The organism is Comamonas koreensis (assembly GCF_021026195.1).
GTDB classification, from domain to species: Bacteria; Pseudomonadota; Gammaproteobacteria; order Burkholderiales; family Burkholderiaceae_C; genus Comamonas; species Comamonas koreensis.
In genome coordinates, this window is the sequence record NZ_JAJNCT010000028.1 from 53846 (window position 1) to 68643 (window position 14798).

Annotated in this window: 11 protein-coding genes and 1 tRNA gene; 9 read left to right on the plus strand and 3 right to left on the minus strand. The window is 62.3% G+C overall.

From position 1 onward, the window contains the following. A complete protein-coding gene (locus LPW39_RS19630) occupies positions 1-1158 on the plus strand; it encodes a hypothetical protein (RefSeq protein ID WP_230778972.1) in 1158 nt (385 codons plus the stop codon). Continuing rightward, positions 1155-1820 (plus strand): DUF1266 domain-containing protein, encoded by a 666-nt coding sequence (locus LPW39_RS19635; protein WP_230778975.1) that lies wholly within the window; start codon positions 1155-1157, stop codon positions 1818-1820. The genes LPW39_RS19630 and LPW39_RS19635 overlap by 4 nt, the downstream gene beginning before the upstream one ends. Positions 1821-1863: 43 nt before the next feature. On the opposite strand, the gene LPW39_RS19640 is transcribed toward LPW39_RS19635, so the two are convergent. After that, positions 1864-2439 carry a C40 family peptidase gene (locus LPW39_RS19640; protein ID WP_230778978.1) on the minus strand — a complete coding sequence of 192 codons (576 nt, stop codon included), beginning with the start codon at positions 2437-2439 and terminating at the stop codon, positions 1864-1866. 236 nt (positions 2440-2675) lie between these two features. Here LPW39_RS19640 and fdnG point away from each other — a divergent pair, with 236 nt between their 5' ends. The 7 genes from fdnG to LPW39_RS19675 all read left to right on the plus strand — a co-directional run bounded on the left by fdnG (position 2676) and on the right by LPW39_RS19675 (position 12074). Continuing rightward, complete coding sequence (gene fdnG / locus LPW39_RS19645) at positions 2676-5738, plus strand: formate dehydrogenase-N subunit alpha (RefSeq protein ID WP_230778981.1); 3063 nt, start codon at positions 2676-2678, stop codon at positions 5736-5738. A 9-nt stretch (positions 5739-5747) separates the two neighbouring features. Next, positions 5748-6689 carry a formate dehydrogenase subunit beta gene (fdxH, locus tag LPW39_RS19650; protein ID WP_230778984.1) on the plus strand — a complete coding sequence of 314 codons (942 nt, stop codon included), beginning with the start codon at positions 5748-5750 and terminating at the stop codon, positions 6687-6689. After that, positions 6686-7348, plus strand: a complete 663-nt coding sequence (locus tag LPW39_RS19655; RefSeq protein WP_230778987.1) for a formate dehydrogenase subunit gamma — start codon at positions 6686-6688, stop codon at positions 7346-7348. Before fdxH ends, LPW39_RS19655 begins: the two co-directional genes overlap by 4 nt. 116 nt (positions 7349-7464) lie before the next feature. After that, the gene (fdhE, locus tag LPW39_RS19660) at positions 7465-8430 is read left to right on the plus strand and encodes a formate dehydrogenase accessory protein FdhE (RefSeq protein WP_230778989.1); all 966 of its coding nucleotides are present in this window, start codon (positions 7465-7467) and stop codon (positions 8428-8430) included. Between the two features lie 109 nt (positions 8431-8539). Continuing rightward, positions 8540-9967 carry an L-seryl-tRNA(Sec) selenium transferase gene (gene selA / locus LPW39_RS19665; RefSeq protein WP_230778991.1) on the plus strand — a complete coding sequence of 476 codons (1428 nt, stop codon included), beginning with the start codon at positions 8540-8542 and terminating at the stop codon, positions 9965-9967. Beyond that, positions 9964-11889, plus strand: coding sequence for a selenocysteine-specific translation elongation factor (gene selB / locus LPW39_RS19670; RefSeq protein WP_230778993.1), 1926 nt, complete (start codon positions 9964-9966; stop codon positions 11887-11889). Before selA ends, selB begins: the two co-directional genes overlap by 4 nt. A gap of 89 nt (positions 11890-11978) precedes the next feature. Then, positions 11979-12074: transfer RNA gene (locus LPW39_RS19675), tRNA-Sec, on the plus strand. Positions 12075-12281: 207 nt separating this feature from the next. Here the strand turns inward: LPW39_RS19675 and LPW39_RS19680 are convergent. Both LPW39_RS19680 and LPW39_RS19685 read right to left on the minus strand, forming a co-directional pair. Beyond that, positions 12282-13406: an acyltransferase family protein gene (locus LPW39_RS19680; RefSeq protein ID WP_230778995.1), complete on the minus strand. Its 1125-nt coding sequence runs from the start codon at positions 13404-13406 to the stop codon at positions 12282-12284. Between the two features lie 56 nt (positions 13407-13462). Further along, a complete protein-coding gene (locus tag LPW39_RS19685; protein WP_230778997.1) occupies positions 13463-14503 on the minus strand; it encodes an acyltransferase family protein in 1041 nt (346 codons plus the stop codon). Positions 14504-14798 lie beyond the last annotated feature (295 nt).

Genomic DNA, 14798 nt, shown 5'->3' on the forward strand with positions numbered 1-14798 from the left:
ATGCGCACAAGCACGGTGTACCTGGCGCGCAATGTGGTGAATGCGCCCGAACTCAAGGCCCGCATCATCGCGCGCAGCCGCGAGCGTGGTGACACGCCTGAAATAGCCGCCTGGCTGCAGAACCATTTCTACCGCTACCTGGTGGGCAACTTCAACACGCCGCCCGAGGCAGTGCAGGCCATCAGCACGACCGAAGCGCTGCAGCAGCGCTATGCCGCCGGCGCACCGGCCTGGGCGCTGGCCTTGCTGGCCCGCAAGACCGGGCCCGAGGCATCGCCTGCCGACCAGGCGCTGTGGTGGATCAGCCCTGCCCATGACAGCGTGCTGGCATTGGAGCGCCGGCTGCTGGAGTTCTTGCGGTCGCGCCAGGGCACCTCGCTGGAAGGCAAGCTCGCGCGCATCAACTGCCCGCAGGCGCTGGAGCGTTGGGCGCAAGAGCACCAGGCTTTTGAGGCCCAGCAACTGGCCGGTTGGCGCCAGCACCAGCCCCATGCGGTGCAGACGCTGTGGCAAGGCAGCCAGGGGGCCTTTGTCGAGCTGCTGCCCGGCAGCGGCGTGCTGCGCGAAGAGATGGCCTACGAGAGCCAGATGATGCGCCACTGCCTGGGCCAGTTTGCCAACCGCCGCCAGCTCAGCGGCGGCTATGGCGAGCACTATGCCGAGGGCTGCGAGCAAGGCCGCATGCGCATCTTCAGCTACCGCACCGGCCAGGGCCAGCCGCGCATCACCATCAATGCCTGGCTGCAGCCCGATGGGCGCCTGCGCATCGACCAGATCAAGGGCAAGCAGAACCGCCCGCCGGTGGACCGCTACCGCGCCGACGTCATCGCCTTTTTGAACCATCTGGACACCAGCGAAGAGACGCCCGACGATGCGCTGGGCATGCGCCTGCTACGCACCACCGGCGCCCAGCCGGGCTGGCATGCGGTGGAGAGCCTGCACAGCGAGGCCGAGCATTTGCAGCTGTGGCAGCGCCAGCCCCGGCTGCTAGCCCATGTGCCCCAGGCCTCGCCCCTGGTGCAGTGGCTGGCCGCCGCGCATGACAGCAGCCTGCTGGCCGGCCAAGCGCTGCCGCCTGCGCTGGCCTACAGCCTGGAGCAGGCAGGCAAGGCGCCAGCCAAAGCAGCGCCGGGCACGCCGCCGGAGGCGCAGCGATGATCCAGATCCTGGTGGCAGGCATCGGGCTGTGGCTGGTGTGGCAATGCGTACGCGCCTTTCGCCGGCAATGGGGCAGCCAGGCGCCCGCGCGGTCAGGACCGCTGGGGCATTACCTGCTCAGGCCCGAGCAGAACTGGGCGTTGGCGCTGGCGCACCCGATGGCCTTCCATGCGCTCAAGGATGGCTTTGCCGACAGTGCGATGCCCTCGCCCACCACCGGCCTGGCAGCATCGTTGCGGCCCATGGCCTTGCATGCCTTTGGGCTGCGCACCGATCTGGACGATGCCCAGGTGCGCGCGCAATTGCCTGAGCGCATGCGCACGCGCTGGTGGTGCCTGGATGTGGAGCGGCTGCAAGCCGGTGACGATGCGCGTGCCGCGATGGCCTTTGCCTGCGTGCGCGCCAGCTTTTTTGTGCGCACCGCCGCCATGCTGGGCTGGATCAGCCCCGAGCAGCAGTGGCAGCTGTTGCAGCTCAATGCCGCGCGGGCGCGTGATTGTTTTGGCAGTTGGCAGGCGTTGGGTACGGCCTATATCCAGGGCCGCGCGCAGTGGGTGGCCAAGGGCCGCTCGGATGCGCTGGGCCGCAGCATCAGCCCGGAGGAATTGCAGCACTGGCTGCAGGATGCATCACACCCCTGGGGTGCCTACGCCTGGCGCTAGACCTTCACCACGCCAGCGTCAGTTATCTGGCCGATGAATAAGATCAAGCGTCAAAAATCGTGCGGGCTTCGGTAAAGCGGCGCGAGAAATACGGATTGGCCAGGCTCACCGTCTTGACCACACCGCCGCTCGACGGCGCATGCACAAACTGGTTGTTGCCCGCATAGATGCCCATGTGCGAGTAGCGCGCGCCCATGGTGTTGAAGAACACAAAATCGCCGCGCTGCAGGTCACGCCGGTCAATCTCGGCGCTCACCCCTGCCCATTGCGCCGTGGTGCGGGGCAGGCGGCGCGTGGTGATGCCCTGGATCGCATACTGGATCAGGCCGCTGCAGTCAAAGCCGCCTTCGGGGGTGTTGCCGCCATAGGTGTAGGGCGTGTTGACGACGAGCATGACCCGCGCATACAGCGCCTCACGCAGCTCACCACTCAAACCCAGGTTAACGGGCACCACGCCGGTATCGACCCGGGGCGAAGGCCCTGTACCACCCGCCGTGCGCTGGCCGCCCTCTTGCCGCGCGCTGCGCGGCGGCGCGGAGCTGCAGCCAGCCAGCAGTGCCGACGCCGACAGTGCCCAGAGCAAAAAGGGGCGGCGCGCAGCCGCGTCTTGGTGGTCCATGGTCTCCCCCTTGGATTCAGGCCGCAAGAAATTCATAAAGCATATTATTCACAATTCCATGCAAGTTTGTGAAATGTATTGGTATTTATGGCGAGGACGTTATTCGCTCGCCTTTTACCAATTTGTCAAACATGCCGAATACCCGGAATGCCCAACTATTCTGCTTTCAGAGGGAGAAGACTACAATTTGTGTCGTAAGCATAGAAAACAAGCATCCTTCATTGAAAGGACACCCCATGGTGCAATTCTCCAGACGCCAGTTCATGAAAGTGACTGGTTCGACTCTGGCGGGTTCCAGCCTGGCGGTGATGGGCTTCTCGCCCGCCACCGCACTTGCCGGAGTTCGTCAGTACAAGCTGGTCGGCAGCACAGTGACACGGCAAACCTGCACGTATTGCTCTGTTGGCTGCGGCATTTTGATGTACTCGCTGGGCGATGGCGGCAAGAACGCCAAGCTCTCGGTGATCCACGTCGAAGGCGACCCCGACCATCCCGTCAACCGCGGCACCTTGTGCCCCAAGGGCGCATCGCTGCTGGACATCGTCCACAGCCCCAACCGCCTGCTCTACCCCGAATACCGTGCGCCCGGCTCCAACGAGTGGAAGCGCCTGTCCTGGGATGAGGCCCTGACCCGCATCACCAAGCTGCTCAAGGACGATCGCGATGCGAACTTCCTCGAGAAGACCGATGATGGCCTGACGGTGAACCGTTGGACCTCGACCGGCATGCTGGCCGCCTCGGCCTCCAGCAACGAAGCCGGTTACATCACCTACAAAGTGGCCCGCTCTTGGGGCATGTTGGCGTTCGACAACCAAGCCCGTGTCTGACACGGCCCGACGGTGGCAGGTCTTGCCCCGACGTTTGGCCGTGGAGCGATGACGAACCATTGGGTCGACATCAAGAACGCGGACGTTATTTTGATCATGGGCGGCAATGCCGCTGAAGCCCACCCTTGCGGCTTCAAATGGGTGACCGAGGCGAAGGAGCACAACAAGGCTCACTTCATGGTGGTCGACCCGCGCTTTAACCGATCGGCTTCGGTGGCGGATTTCTACGCCCCTATCCGCTCCGGTTCGGACATTGTTTTCCTCGGCGGTGTGATCAACTACCTGCTGACGAACGACAAGATCCACCACGAGTACGTGCGCAACTACACCGACTTCACGTTCATCGTGCGGGAAGACTTTGCGTTCGACGAGGGCATCTTCTCGGGCTACAACCCCGAAAAGCGCACCTACGACAAGGCCAGCTGGGACTACGAGCTGGGCGAGGACGGTTACGTCAAGACCGACCCGAGCCTGCAGCACCCGCGTTGCGTCTACCAATGGCTCAAGCGCCACTACGCCAGCTACACGCCTGAGAAGGTGGAGAGCGTCTGCGGTACGCCCCAGGCCAAGTTCCTGCACGTCTGCGAAAAGCTCGCATCGACGGCACAGGCTGGCCGCGCAGCCACCATCCTGTACGCACTGGGCTGGACCCAGCACTCGATCGGCGCGCAGATCTTGCGTACCGGCGCCATGGTCCAGCTGCTGCTGGGCAATATCGGTGTCGCCGGTGGCGGCATGAACGCCTTGCGCGGTCACTCCAACATCCAGGGCCTGACCGACCTGGGCCTGCTGTCCAACGCACTGCCGGGCTACCTGACCCTGGCCAACCAGGGTGAGCAGGACTACCAGAAGTACATCGACGCGCGCACGCAAAAGCCTTTGCGTGCCAACCAGATGAGCTACTGGCAGAACTATCCCAAGTTCCATGTGAGCCTGATGAAGGCTTTCTGGGGACCGGCGGCCACCAAGGACAACAACTGGGCCTATGACTACCTGCCCAAGCTCGACAAGCAGTACGACATGCTGCAGATCTTCGAGTTGATGAACGAAGGCAAGGTCAACGGCTACATCGCGCAGGGCTTCAACCCACTGGCGGCGTTGTCCAACAAGAGCCGCGTGCGCGACGGTCTGGCCAAGCTCAAGTTCCTGGTCGTGATGGACCCGCTGGCCACCGAGACCTCGGAGTTCTGGAAGAACTACGGCGAGCACAACGACATCGACACGGCATCGGTGCAGACCGAAGTGTTCCGCCTGCCCACCACCTGCTTCGCAGAAGAGGATGGCGCAGTCGTGAGCTCGTCGCGTGTGCTGCAGTGGCACTGGAAGGCCTCCGAGCCGCCGGGTGAAGCCAAGACCGACATCGCGATCATGTCGGCCCTGCACCTGCGCATGAAGGCGGCCTACCAGAAGGATGGCGGCAAGTTCCCGGACCCGATCCAGAACCTGTGGTGGCCCTATGCGCAGCCTGCGCACCCTTCGTCCGAGGAAATCGCCAAGGAGTACAACGGCCGGGCGCTGACCGACCTGACCGCGCCCGATGGCAAGGTGCTGCGCCCTGCCGGCCAGCAGCTGTCCGGCTTTGGCGAGCTGCGTGACGATGGCTCCACGATGAGTGGCTGCTGGATCTGGACAGGCAGCTGGACCGAGGCGGGCAACCAGATGGGCCGCCGCGACAACAGCGACCCGACCGGCATCGGCAATACGCTGAACTGGGCCTGGGCCTGGCCGGCCAACCGCCGCGTGCTGTACAACCGCGCATCGGCGGACCTGGAAGGCAAACCGTTCAACCCGAACCGCACCTTGGTCAAGTGGAACGGCAAGACCTGGGGCGGCGCTGACGTGCCGGACTACGGCCCGACCATCGCGCCCGAGACCGGCACCGGTCCGTTCATCATGAACCCGGAAGGGGTGGCACGCTTCTTTGCCCGCAAGGGCATGAACGAAGGTCCGTTCCCGACGCATTACGAGGCATTCGACAACCCGCTGGGCTACAACCCGATGTACCCGAAGAACGACAAGGCCGTCAGCAACCCGGCAGCCCGCGTCTTCCCGGCCATCTGGGAGACCTTCGGCAAGGCGGACGAATTCCCGCATGTGGGCACGACCTACCGTTTGACGGAGCATTTCCACTACTGGACCAAGCACGCGTTGCTCAACTCCATCATCCAGCCCGAGCAGTTCGTCGAGATTGGCGAGGCGCTGGCCAAGGAGATCGGGATTGCGACGGGCGCGATGGTAAAGGTCAGCTCCAAGCGGGGCTACATCAAGGCCGCTGCGGTGGTGACCAAGCGCATCAAGCCCATGCAGATCGAAGGCAAAACGGTGCACCACGTGGGTATTCCTATCCACTGGGGCTTCAAGGGCCTGACCAAGCCTGGCTTCCTTGCCAACACCCTCACCCCGTTTGTGGGTGATGGCAACAGCAACACGCCAGAGTTCAAGACCTTCCTCGTGAAGGTTGAGAAGATCTAAGGAGCAGCGATGTCATCTCTTCAATCATTGGATATCAAGCGCCGCTCCGCCACCACCACCCCATCGCCCAGCGTGCGCAGCCCGCATGGCGGCGAGGTGGCCAAGCTGATCGATGTCTCCAAGTGCATCGGCTGCAAGGCCTGCCAGACCGCCTGCATGGAGTGGAACGATCTGCGTGACGATGTGGGCACGGTTGCGGCCGGGGTCTACGACAACCCGACCGACCTGACGGAAAACTCCTGGACGGTGATGCGGTTTTCCGAATACGAAAACGAAGCCACCGGCAATCTGGAATGGCTGATCCGCAAGGACGGCTGCATGCACTGCGAAGACCCGGGCTGCCTCAAGGCCTGCCCGTCTCCCGGTGCCATCCTGCAGTACACCAACGGCATCGTGGATTTCCAGGAGGAAAACTGCGTGGGCTGCGGCTACTGCGTGACCGGCTGCCCGTTCAACATCCCGCGCATCTCCAAGAAGGACCACAAGGCCTACAAGTGCACCTTGTGCTCGGACCGCGTGGCCGTTGGCCAGGAGCCTGCCTGCGTCAAGACCTGCCCGACCGGCGCGATCATGTTTGGCACCAAGACCGCCATGCAAGAGCGTGCCGAGGAGCGCATTGTCGATCTGAAGGAGCGCGGCTTTGACAAGGCCGGCCTCTACGATCCGCAAGGCGTGGGCGGCACCCACGTGATGTATGTGCTGCACCATGGCGACAAGCCCTCGCTCTACCACGGCCTGCCCGATGATCCATCGATCAGCCCGATGGTGAGCCTGTGGAAGGGTGTGGCCAAGCCACTGGCGCTGGCAGCCTTGGGCGTTGCGGCCGTCGGCAGCTTCTTCCACTACATCACCAAGGGCCCGCTGGAAGTGCCCGAGGAGCTGGAAGAGGAAGAGGCCGCCAGGGCGCGTGCGGAAAAGGGCATTGACCACCACGAGGAGTCTGGACGATGAAAAGCAAGACCCGTGATATTCAGCGCTACACCGCTGGCGAACGCGTCAACCACTGGGTGGTCGCGATCAGCTTTGTGCTGCTGGCCCTGTCGGGCCTGGCCTTCTTCCACCCCTCGTTCTTCTTCATGACGAACCTGTTTGGTGGCGGACCCTGGACCCGCATCCTGCACCCCTACATGGGCCTGGTGATGACCGTCGGCTTCGTGCTGATGTTCTTCCGCTTCTGGCAGCTCAACATCATTCGCAAGAACGATGTGGAGTGGCTCAAGAACGTGCCGGCCCTGGTCAACGGAGAGCACGAGAAGATGCCACCGGTGGACAAGTACAACGGCGGCCAGAAGGCGCTGTTCTGGATGCTGGTGCTGTGCATGGCGGGCCTGCTGGTGACCGGCGTGCTGATGTGGCGCGCCTGGTGGAACCTGCCGGTGAATGTGGTGCGCGCTGCGGCGTTGCTGCATGCACTGTCGGCCTTCGGCCTGATCGGGCTGATCATTGCCCACATCTACGCCGCCATCTGGACCAAGGGCACGATCCGCGCGATGACGCGTGGCACGGTCACCCGCGCATGGGCGCGCTTTCACCATCCGCTGTGGTACCGCCGCATGACGGGCGACAGCTCGGACATGGACAAGCAGGCCCGTCCCAAGCACGGCGCCTGATGCGCTCGCCGGGCATGCCCCGGCAAGCGGCCCTGCCCCGGGTCGGCCCCGCCCTGCCCCCCAACGCCGATAGCCCCGCCAGGACTATCGGCGTTGATTTTTGAGAAAATCCCCGTATGCAACGCATTCTTCAGCCCGGTGAGATCGAGTCGCTCGACCACACCAGTTTTCCACGCGTGCTGCTGCCCAACACCAGCAGTCTGTTTCTTGACCGTGCCCAGCGCATTCGCCAGCTGGCCGACGGCAACCCGATTGCGGATTACCTGCTGTTCATCGCCAAGCTGGTGGAAGCCCAGCACAAGGCGGCCCAGGGCCTGCAAGTCGCCGCACCCGATGCAGCGGCCATGGCCCAGGCCCAGCAGTTCTCGTCGCCACTGCTGCCCGCCGCTGACCACCTGGACCCCATCTGGCACCAGGTGCTGGACGGCATGCTGAGCCAACTGGCCAGTGCCGATGGCCTGCCCCCAGCCCTGCAGCCGCTGATTGCCGAGCTGCAACGCAGCAACACCGACGACCGCAATGCACTGGCCAAGCGCCTGCTGACCAAGGAGCTGGCTGCGCGCGATGTGGGCCTGGCGCCTTTTGTCATGGCCGCCTTGCAGGTGGTGTTTGCCACCCGCGCCAGCCAGCTCAGGCTGGCCGATATTCCCTTTACCGACCCGGCCACCATCTGCCCGGTCTGCGCCACCGAGCCCGTCGCCGGCGTGGTGCGCATTGGCGGCAAGATGGCCGGCCACCGCTACCTGCACTGCGGCTGCTGCGCCACCGAATGGCATATGGTGCGCGTCAAATGCAGCCATTGCGAATCGACCAAGGGCGTGCGCTACCAGGGTCTGGAAGGCGGCAAGGATGTGGTGCTGGCCGAAACCTGTACCGAATGCGGCAGCTACCGCAAGCTGGTCAACCAGGAAAAAGACCCGCTGGCCGAGCCGCTGGCCGATGACCTGGCCAGCCTGATGCTGGACTTGCTGATGAGCGAGCAGACCTCGTTCTCGCGCGCCAGCGGCAACCCGCTGCTGTTTGTGGCCGTGGCCGAGCCGCAGGCGGCCGATGCCGATGGCAGCGTGCCCGATCTGCACTGAGCGCGAGCCCAGCAGCTGAACGTTTTGGCACCATGCCATACTGGACGATGGCGCTGCTGCCGCAGCCCATCGTTTTTTTATTTCTGCCCCTGTTTGAGCTGGTTTGCCCATGAATGCACCGACCCACCTGCCCTCTGTTGACAAGCTGCTGCAGCACCCGCGCACCGCTGCGCTGTTGGACAGCTATGGCAAGGCCCAGTGCACGCAGGCCATCCGCGCCGCGCTGGGCGAGGCCCGCAGCCGCTGGCTGGCACAGGCGGGCAGCAGCGCAGACGGTGCCGATGCCTTGCTCGACGCTGCCGAGCAAAAACTCCAACAGCTGTTTGCGCCGCGCCTGAAGGCCGTCTACAACTTGACCGGCACGGTGCTGCACACCAACCTGGGCCGGGCACTGCTGCCGCAAGAAGCCATTGACGCGGTGGTGCAGGCGCTGGCAACCCCCAGCAATCTGGAATACGACTTGGCCGACGGCGGCCGGGGCGACCGCGATGACCTGGTCGAAGACCTGGTCTGCCGCCTGACCGGCGCCGAAGCGGCCACCATCGTCAACAACAATGCGGCCGCCGTGCTGCTGGTGCTGTCCACCCTGGCGCGCGACAAGGAGGTGGTGGTCTCGCGCGGCGAGCTGGTCGAGATTGGCGGCGCCTTCCGCATCCCGGATGTGATGACGCGCGCCGGCGCCCGCCTGGTCGAGGTGGGCACCACCAACCGCACCCATGAGAAAGACTACGAAGCGGCGCTGGGCGAGCACAGCGCCGCGCTGATGAAGGTCCACTGCAGCAACTACGCGATCAGCGGCTTCACCAAGTCAGTGGCCGAGGCCGATGTGGCGCGCATCGCCCATGCGCGTCAGCTCCCGCTGATCGTGGACCTGGGCAGCGGCACCCTGATCGACATGCGCGACTGGGGCCTGCCCTATGAGGTGACTGTGCGCGAGACCATCGAGGCCGGCGCCGACATCGTCACCTTCAGCGGCGACAAGCTGCTGGGCGGCCCGCAGGCCGGCATCATCGTCGGCAGCAAGGCCTTGATCGCCCAGATCAAGAAGAACCCGCTCAAACGCGCGCTGCGCGTGGGCAAGCTCACCTTGGCCGCGCTTGAACCTACCTTGCGCCTCTACCTGCACCCGGAAAAGCTGGCCGAGCGCCTGACCACGTTGCGCCTCTTCACCCGCCCGGCTGCCGCCATGCAGCAGCAGGCGATCGCGCTGCAGGCACCGCTGCAAAGCCTGCTGGGGCCGGACTACCGGGTGGAGCACGCCGCGATGACCAGCCAGATCGGCAGCGGCGCCTTGCCCGTCGAAAGCCTGCCCAGCCATGGCCTGGTGGTGCGCCCCCAAGAGCGCAAACGCGCCGGGCGCCTGCTGCAGCAGCTGGAAGCCGCGCTGCGCCAGCTGCCGCGCCCGGTGATCGGCCGGCTGCGCGACGATGCGCTCTGGCTGGATCTGCGCTGCCTCGAAGCCGCGGACCAGGCAGCCTTTGCCGCCAACCTGCAGCAGCTGGCACTGGACACCAGCGCCACGGACGGTCAGCCATGATCATCGGCACCGCAGGCCATATCGACCATGGCAAGACCACCTTGGTGCGCGCGCTCACCGGCGTGGAGACAGACCGCCTGAAGGAAGAAAAGGCGCGCGGCATCTCGATCGAGTTGGGTTACGCCTACACCCTGCTGGCCAATGGCGATGTGCTGGGCATCATCGATGTGCCCGGCCATGAGAAATTTGTGCACACCATGGCCGCCGGGGCCGTGGGCATTGACCATGCCTTGCTGGTGGTGGCCGCCGATGACGGCGTGATGCCCCAGACCCTGGAGCATCTGGAAATATTGCAGCTGCTGGGCATCCGCCAGGGCACGGTGGCCCTCACCAAGGTGGACCGCGTGCCCCGCGCCCGCATCGATGAGGTGCGGGACGAGATCACCGCCATCCTGGCGCGCAGCAACCTGGCCGATGCGCCCATCTTTGAAACCGCAGCCGCGCTGCCCGATGATCCGGGCGTCTGGGCCCTACGCCAGCACCTGCACCAGCAGGCCCAGGCCATGCCCCCGCGCGCACAGGGCGGGCTGTTCCGCCTGGCGGTGGACCGGGTCTTCAGCCTGCCCGGCCAGGGCACGGTGGTGACGGGCACCGTCTTCAACGGCCAGGTGGCCGTAGGCGACAGCCTCGTGCATTCGGCCAGCGGCGCGCCCGTGCGCGTGCGCAGCATCCATGCGCAAAACCAGGCCAGCGCTCAGGGCCTGGCCGGCCAGCGCTGCGCGCTTAACCTGGCAGGCATTGCCAAGGAAGCCATCACGCGCGGCGACTGGATCATGGACGCCCGCCTGCGCCAATCCACCCAGCGCATCGATGTACGCCTGCACCTGCTCGCCGATGCGCCACCGCTGGCGCAATGGTCGGCCGTACACCTGCACCTGGGCACCATGCGCTGCACCGGCCATGTCGCCTTGCTGCAGGATGGCGACCTGACCCCAGGCACCGAAGCACTGGCCCAGCTGGTGCTGGATGCACCGGCGCTGGTGCTACCCGGCGACCGCGTCATCGTGCGCAATGCCCAGGCCAACCGCACCATTGCCGGTGCCATGGTGCTCGACCCCTATGCCCCCGCCCGCAAACGCCGCAGCGAAAGCCGCATGGCCTACCTGGCTGCCTTGGCGCACTGGATTGGCACCGCCGACACCGGCCCGCTGCTAGCCGAAGCCCCGCTGGGCCTGGCACGCTCGCAGCTGGTACGGCTGACCGGCAGCGCCATCCCAGCTGTTGCAGAGAACAGCACCCAGCTGCCACTGCCCGACGGCGATGCGCTGCTGGTGGACCAAGCTGCCTGGCAGACGCTGCAGGACCAGCTGCTGCAGGCCCTGCAACGCTTTCATGCACTGGCACCCGATGAACCCGGCATCAACGCAGCCCGGCTGCGCCGCATGGCCCTGCCTGCGCTGCAGCATGGCCACCACGATGCGCTCTACCATGGCCTGCTCGATGCGCTGATCGCTGCCGGCCAGATCGCCAGCAGCGGCGCTTGGCTGCACCTGCCCGGCCACACCGTGCAACTGAGCGACGCCGAGCAGGCGTTGGCCCAGCGCCTGCTGCCCGCCATCACTGAAAGCCGCTTTGACCCGCCCTGGGTGCGAGACCTGGCCCGCGACCATGGCGCCGGAGAGGAAGTGGTGCGCCAGCTGCTCAAAAAGCTCTCGCGTCAGGGTCTGGTGTTCCAGGTGGTCAAGGACTTGTTCTATGCCGCACCCTCGATGGATGCGCTCGCCGCGCTCACCGCAGAATTGGCGCAGCAAGCTGAACGCGGCGAAGTGCAGGCCCATGTGTTCCGCGACGCCACCGCCCTGGGCCGCAAGCGCGCCATCCAGATTCTGGAGTTCTTCGACCGCGTAGGCTACACCCGCCGCGTGCGCGATACGCATGTACTGCGTCCCGGTGTGCGCTGGCAGGCAGGCTCGACCTCGTAAGCCACTTCAGAGTCTGCGGCCGGGCTGGCCGCAGCCCCCCAACAGAGCCGCTACAATCGGCGATCTTGCCCAACACACGCGTGTTGCAGGGAAGGCAATCGTGCCCGGTGGCGCGGCCGGGCTTCAAACCCGGTGAGGGGTGTCAGCCACTCCTGGGTTGGTTCGACTCCAGCTGTCTTCCGCCATCTGGTTCACCCTCCAGGGATACGAACCGGCTGAGTCGTGCACCCACCCCTCCTCAAGTTGCTCCCGCCGCAGACGCAATATCCTGCTGGCTCATGCGGGCTGCATGTTTTTACGCTCGGATCGATGTGCAGCAGACTTCAGCTATACAGGCAGCAGCCGACCACCATTTTCTCGCATGCCTTCTTGTCCAAAAATCAGCGCGTGGCTTATCGCAGCTGTTTATCTTTTTTGAGCGCACTGAGAGGAGATGCATCCCAGGGCAGAGGTTTGAGCCAGCGATTGATATTCTCGCGACAGAGCATATAAAGAGGACGCTCTATGGCGTGATAATAGAGAGCCGATCCGAATAGCAAAGCCAACAGAACCAGAACGGTCATAACGCGATGGAGCTGGCCATCCAAATTATCCCAGGGCAGAAGCACCAACACCATATTGAATGCCAGTATGTGCAGCAAATAGAGAGAGTAAGAATAATTGCCAAGCTTTACCATCAAGAGTGCAATTTTGCTTCGCGGAGAGGGTAACGTCAATGCCAAGCCCATGATAGCCAAAGCAGCTCCGCCGATCAGCAAAGTGCGTTCCGGCCAATAATGAAAATTTGCCAGACCGTATGGATGATCCTCAAAGTGGGGCACCAGATGAATCACCAGTGCGATGGTTGCTATCGCGAATAGGCCCCACATTTTCCATGAAGATGAAGAGTGGGCACGAAGATAATAGTATAAGAAATACCCCATGAAAAATTCCGCGACTATCGGAGCCACATAAAAAAGTTTGATCCAATCGCTCTGTAATGCATCGCCTGTACCAGCGCGGCCTATTAAAAAGTAAACATTTACTACTACAAGCACTCCGAATACAAGTTTCAAGAAATTTTGGCGCTGATCACGAGAGAAAAGAAGGCCTATTGCGATCAAAACGTAAAAATACAACTCGAACATCAGCGACCAAATCACGATATTGATCAAGCCCGAAAGCTCGGTGAAATACAGATAAAAAGAGCCTTGAAAGTTTATATGTGGATCAAGTTGCCGCGTCGCTTTGAAAAATATGACATACAGCAGCAATGCAGGCCACCATCCCATGTAAATTCTTGAAAAGCGGGTGAGAACAAATGTCCCGGCGATACGAGGACCATGCGCTGTGTCTTTTGTAGAATGCGCCATGATCACGCCACTGATGACGAAAAATATATCTACACCTGCATAACCCATACTGACTATAAAATTCAGCCAGTGGGGAAAGTCCGCAAAAACCCCGAGCACAGATCCGTGAAAAACGGCTACCCACATCGCGGCTAAAAATCGAACTATTTGTATATGCTTAATCATTTCCTAGATTGTGAATGGCTCACCAGACCATGCGCATTCTAAGTGTCCCAAGCAGGTCAAAAAGGACGAGTTACTAGATATCTACGAAAAGATGTAACCAATGACCGAGACCATGCGATGGCCGGTCGTTCTATAACGATCCATGAAGCCAGCGCCAGTATCAACACCAGGCTCAACGCTACAACCATGTACACAGGCTTTGAGAGCCCATGTCGAAGACTGATCTCAGCGATCGCCTGCTGGACCGGAAAGGCATAGATGTAGATGCCGTAGGACAGATCATGGCGCAGGCGGATACGGGTCAAGGGCCTCCAGTAGGCGAGCAGAAAAACAACGCAAGGCAAGCAAAGGAAGACCCCGCCCTGTACGACGGCCAAGTTGGTGCCAGTACAGGCAATGACAAAGCCAACCAGCATGGGCGGGATCACCCAATGCCGCTGGTTCACAGGGATGTAGTTGAAGGCCGCACCGGCGAAGAAGATGGCCGCGAATTGCCAGAAATCTCGCCAAGTCACCGCTCCTTCATCCAGGCTGGGATCCTTGACCAGTAGAAAGGCTGCAGCCGAGACGAGCACTGCTGCAACCAAAAGCCGGCGGGACAGCCCAAACGCCATGCCAAACACGACGAGCAGCGCATACATCATGATCTCGTACTTGATGGTCCACAACGAACCGTTGACCGCATGGGGGATCGGGTTGTTTGCAAACACGCCAGGCAGGTCATTCTGCGTGGCGAGAGCGCTGGCATAGTTGAGGAATAACACCCAGGTTTGCTCAGCCGCGAGAAAGTCCGTCAGGTCCAGCGTTGTCATCAACCCACCGATGACAAACACCGATACGAAGGCCGCCACCAGCAGCCCGGGAAAGATCCTTAGCGCACGCTTGGTCGCGAACGAAGCCCATTGTGGGCCTCGGCTCCAGCTCTGGAAATTCAGATAGCCACTGACGAAGAAGAAGACATATACAGAGAGCGATCCAATGCTGTAGACACCGTTGAAAAACGATGAAATCTGTAAATCATAGAAGAGTGAACCATGGGCAATAAAAACGCCCAGCGCTGCCGTCAGCCGCAGTAAATCGAAATTATTTTCTCGCATTCAAGCTTCAACTTAATTTTGCAAAAAGTCCAAAAGCATACTCGATGGCGCATTGAATCTAACGACTTGCACGACAAGGTACACAAAACAATATTTGTTATTTCAATCAATTATGCAACACTGATTAGCAGCTTCTTCTATGGAATAGTCAAGATTGCACATGAGACGGCGAAAGAGAGGACCTAATGCTCCAGTGTGGTTATTAATAGCGACGTGGAGCTTGGCAATTGCAGATGCTGAATGTGCACCTCTTGGGTGATTTCCAGGCGATCGGCTTCGGCACCGTTTGGCCCAC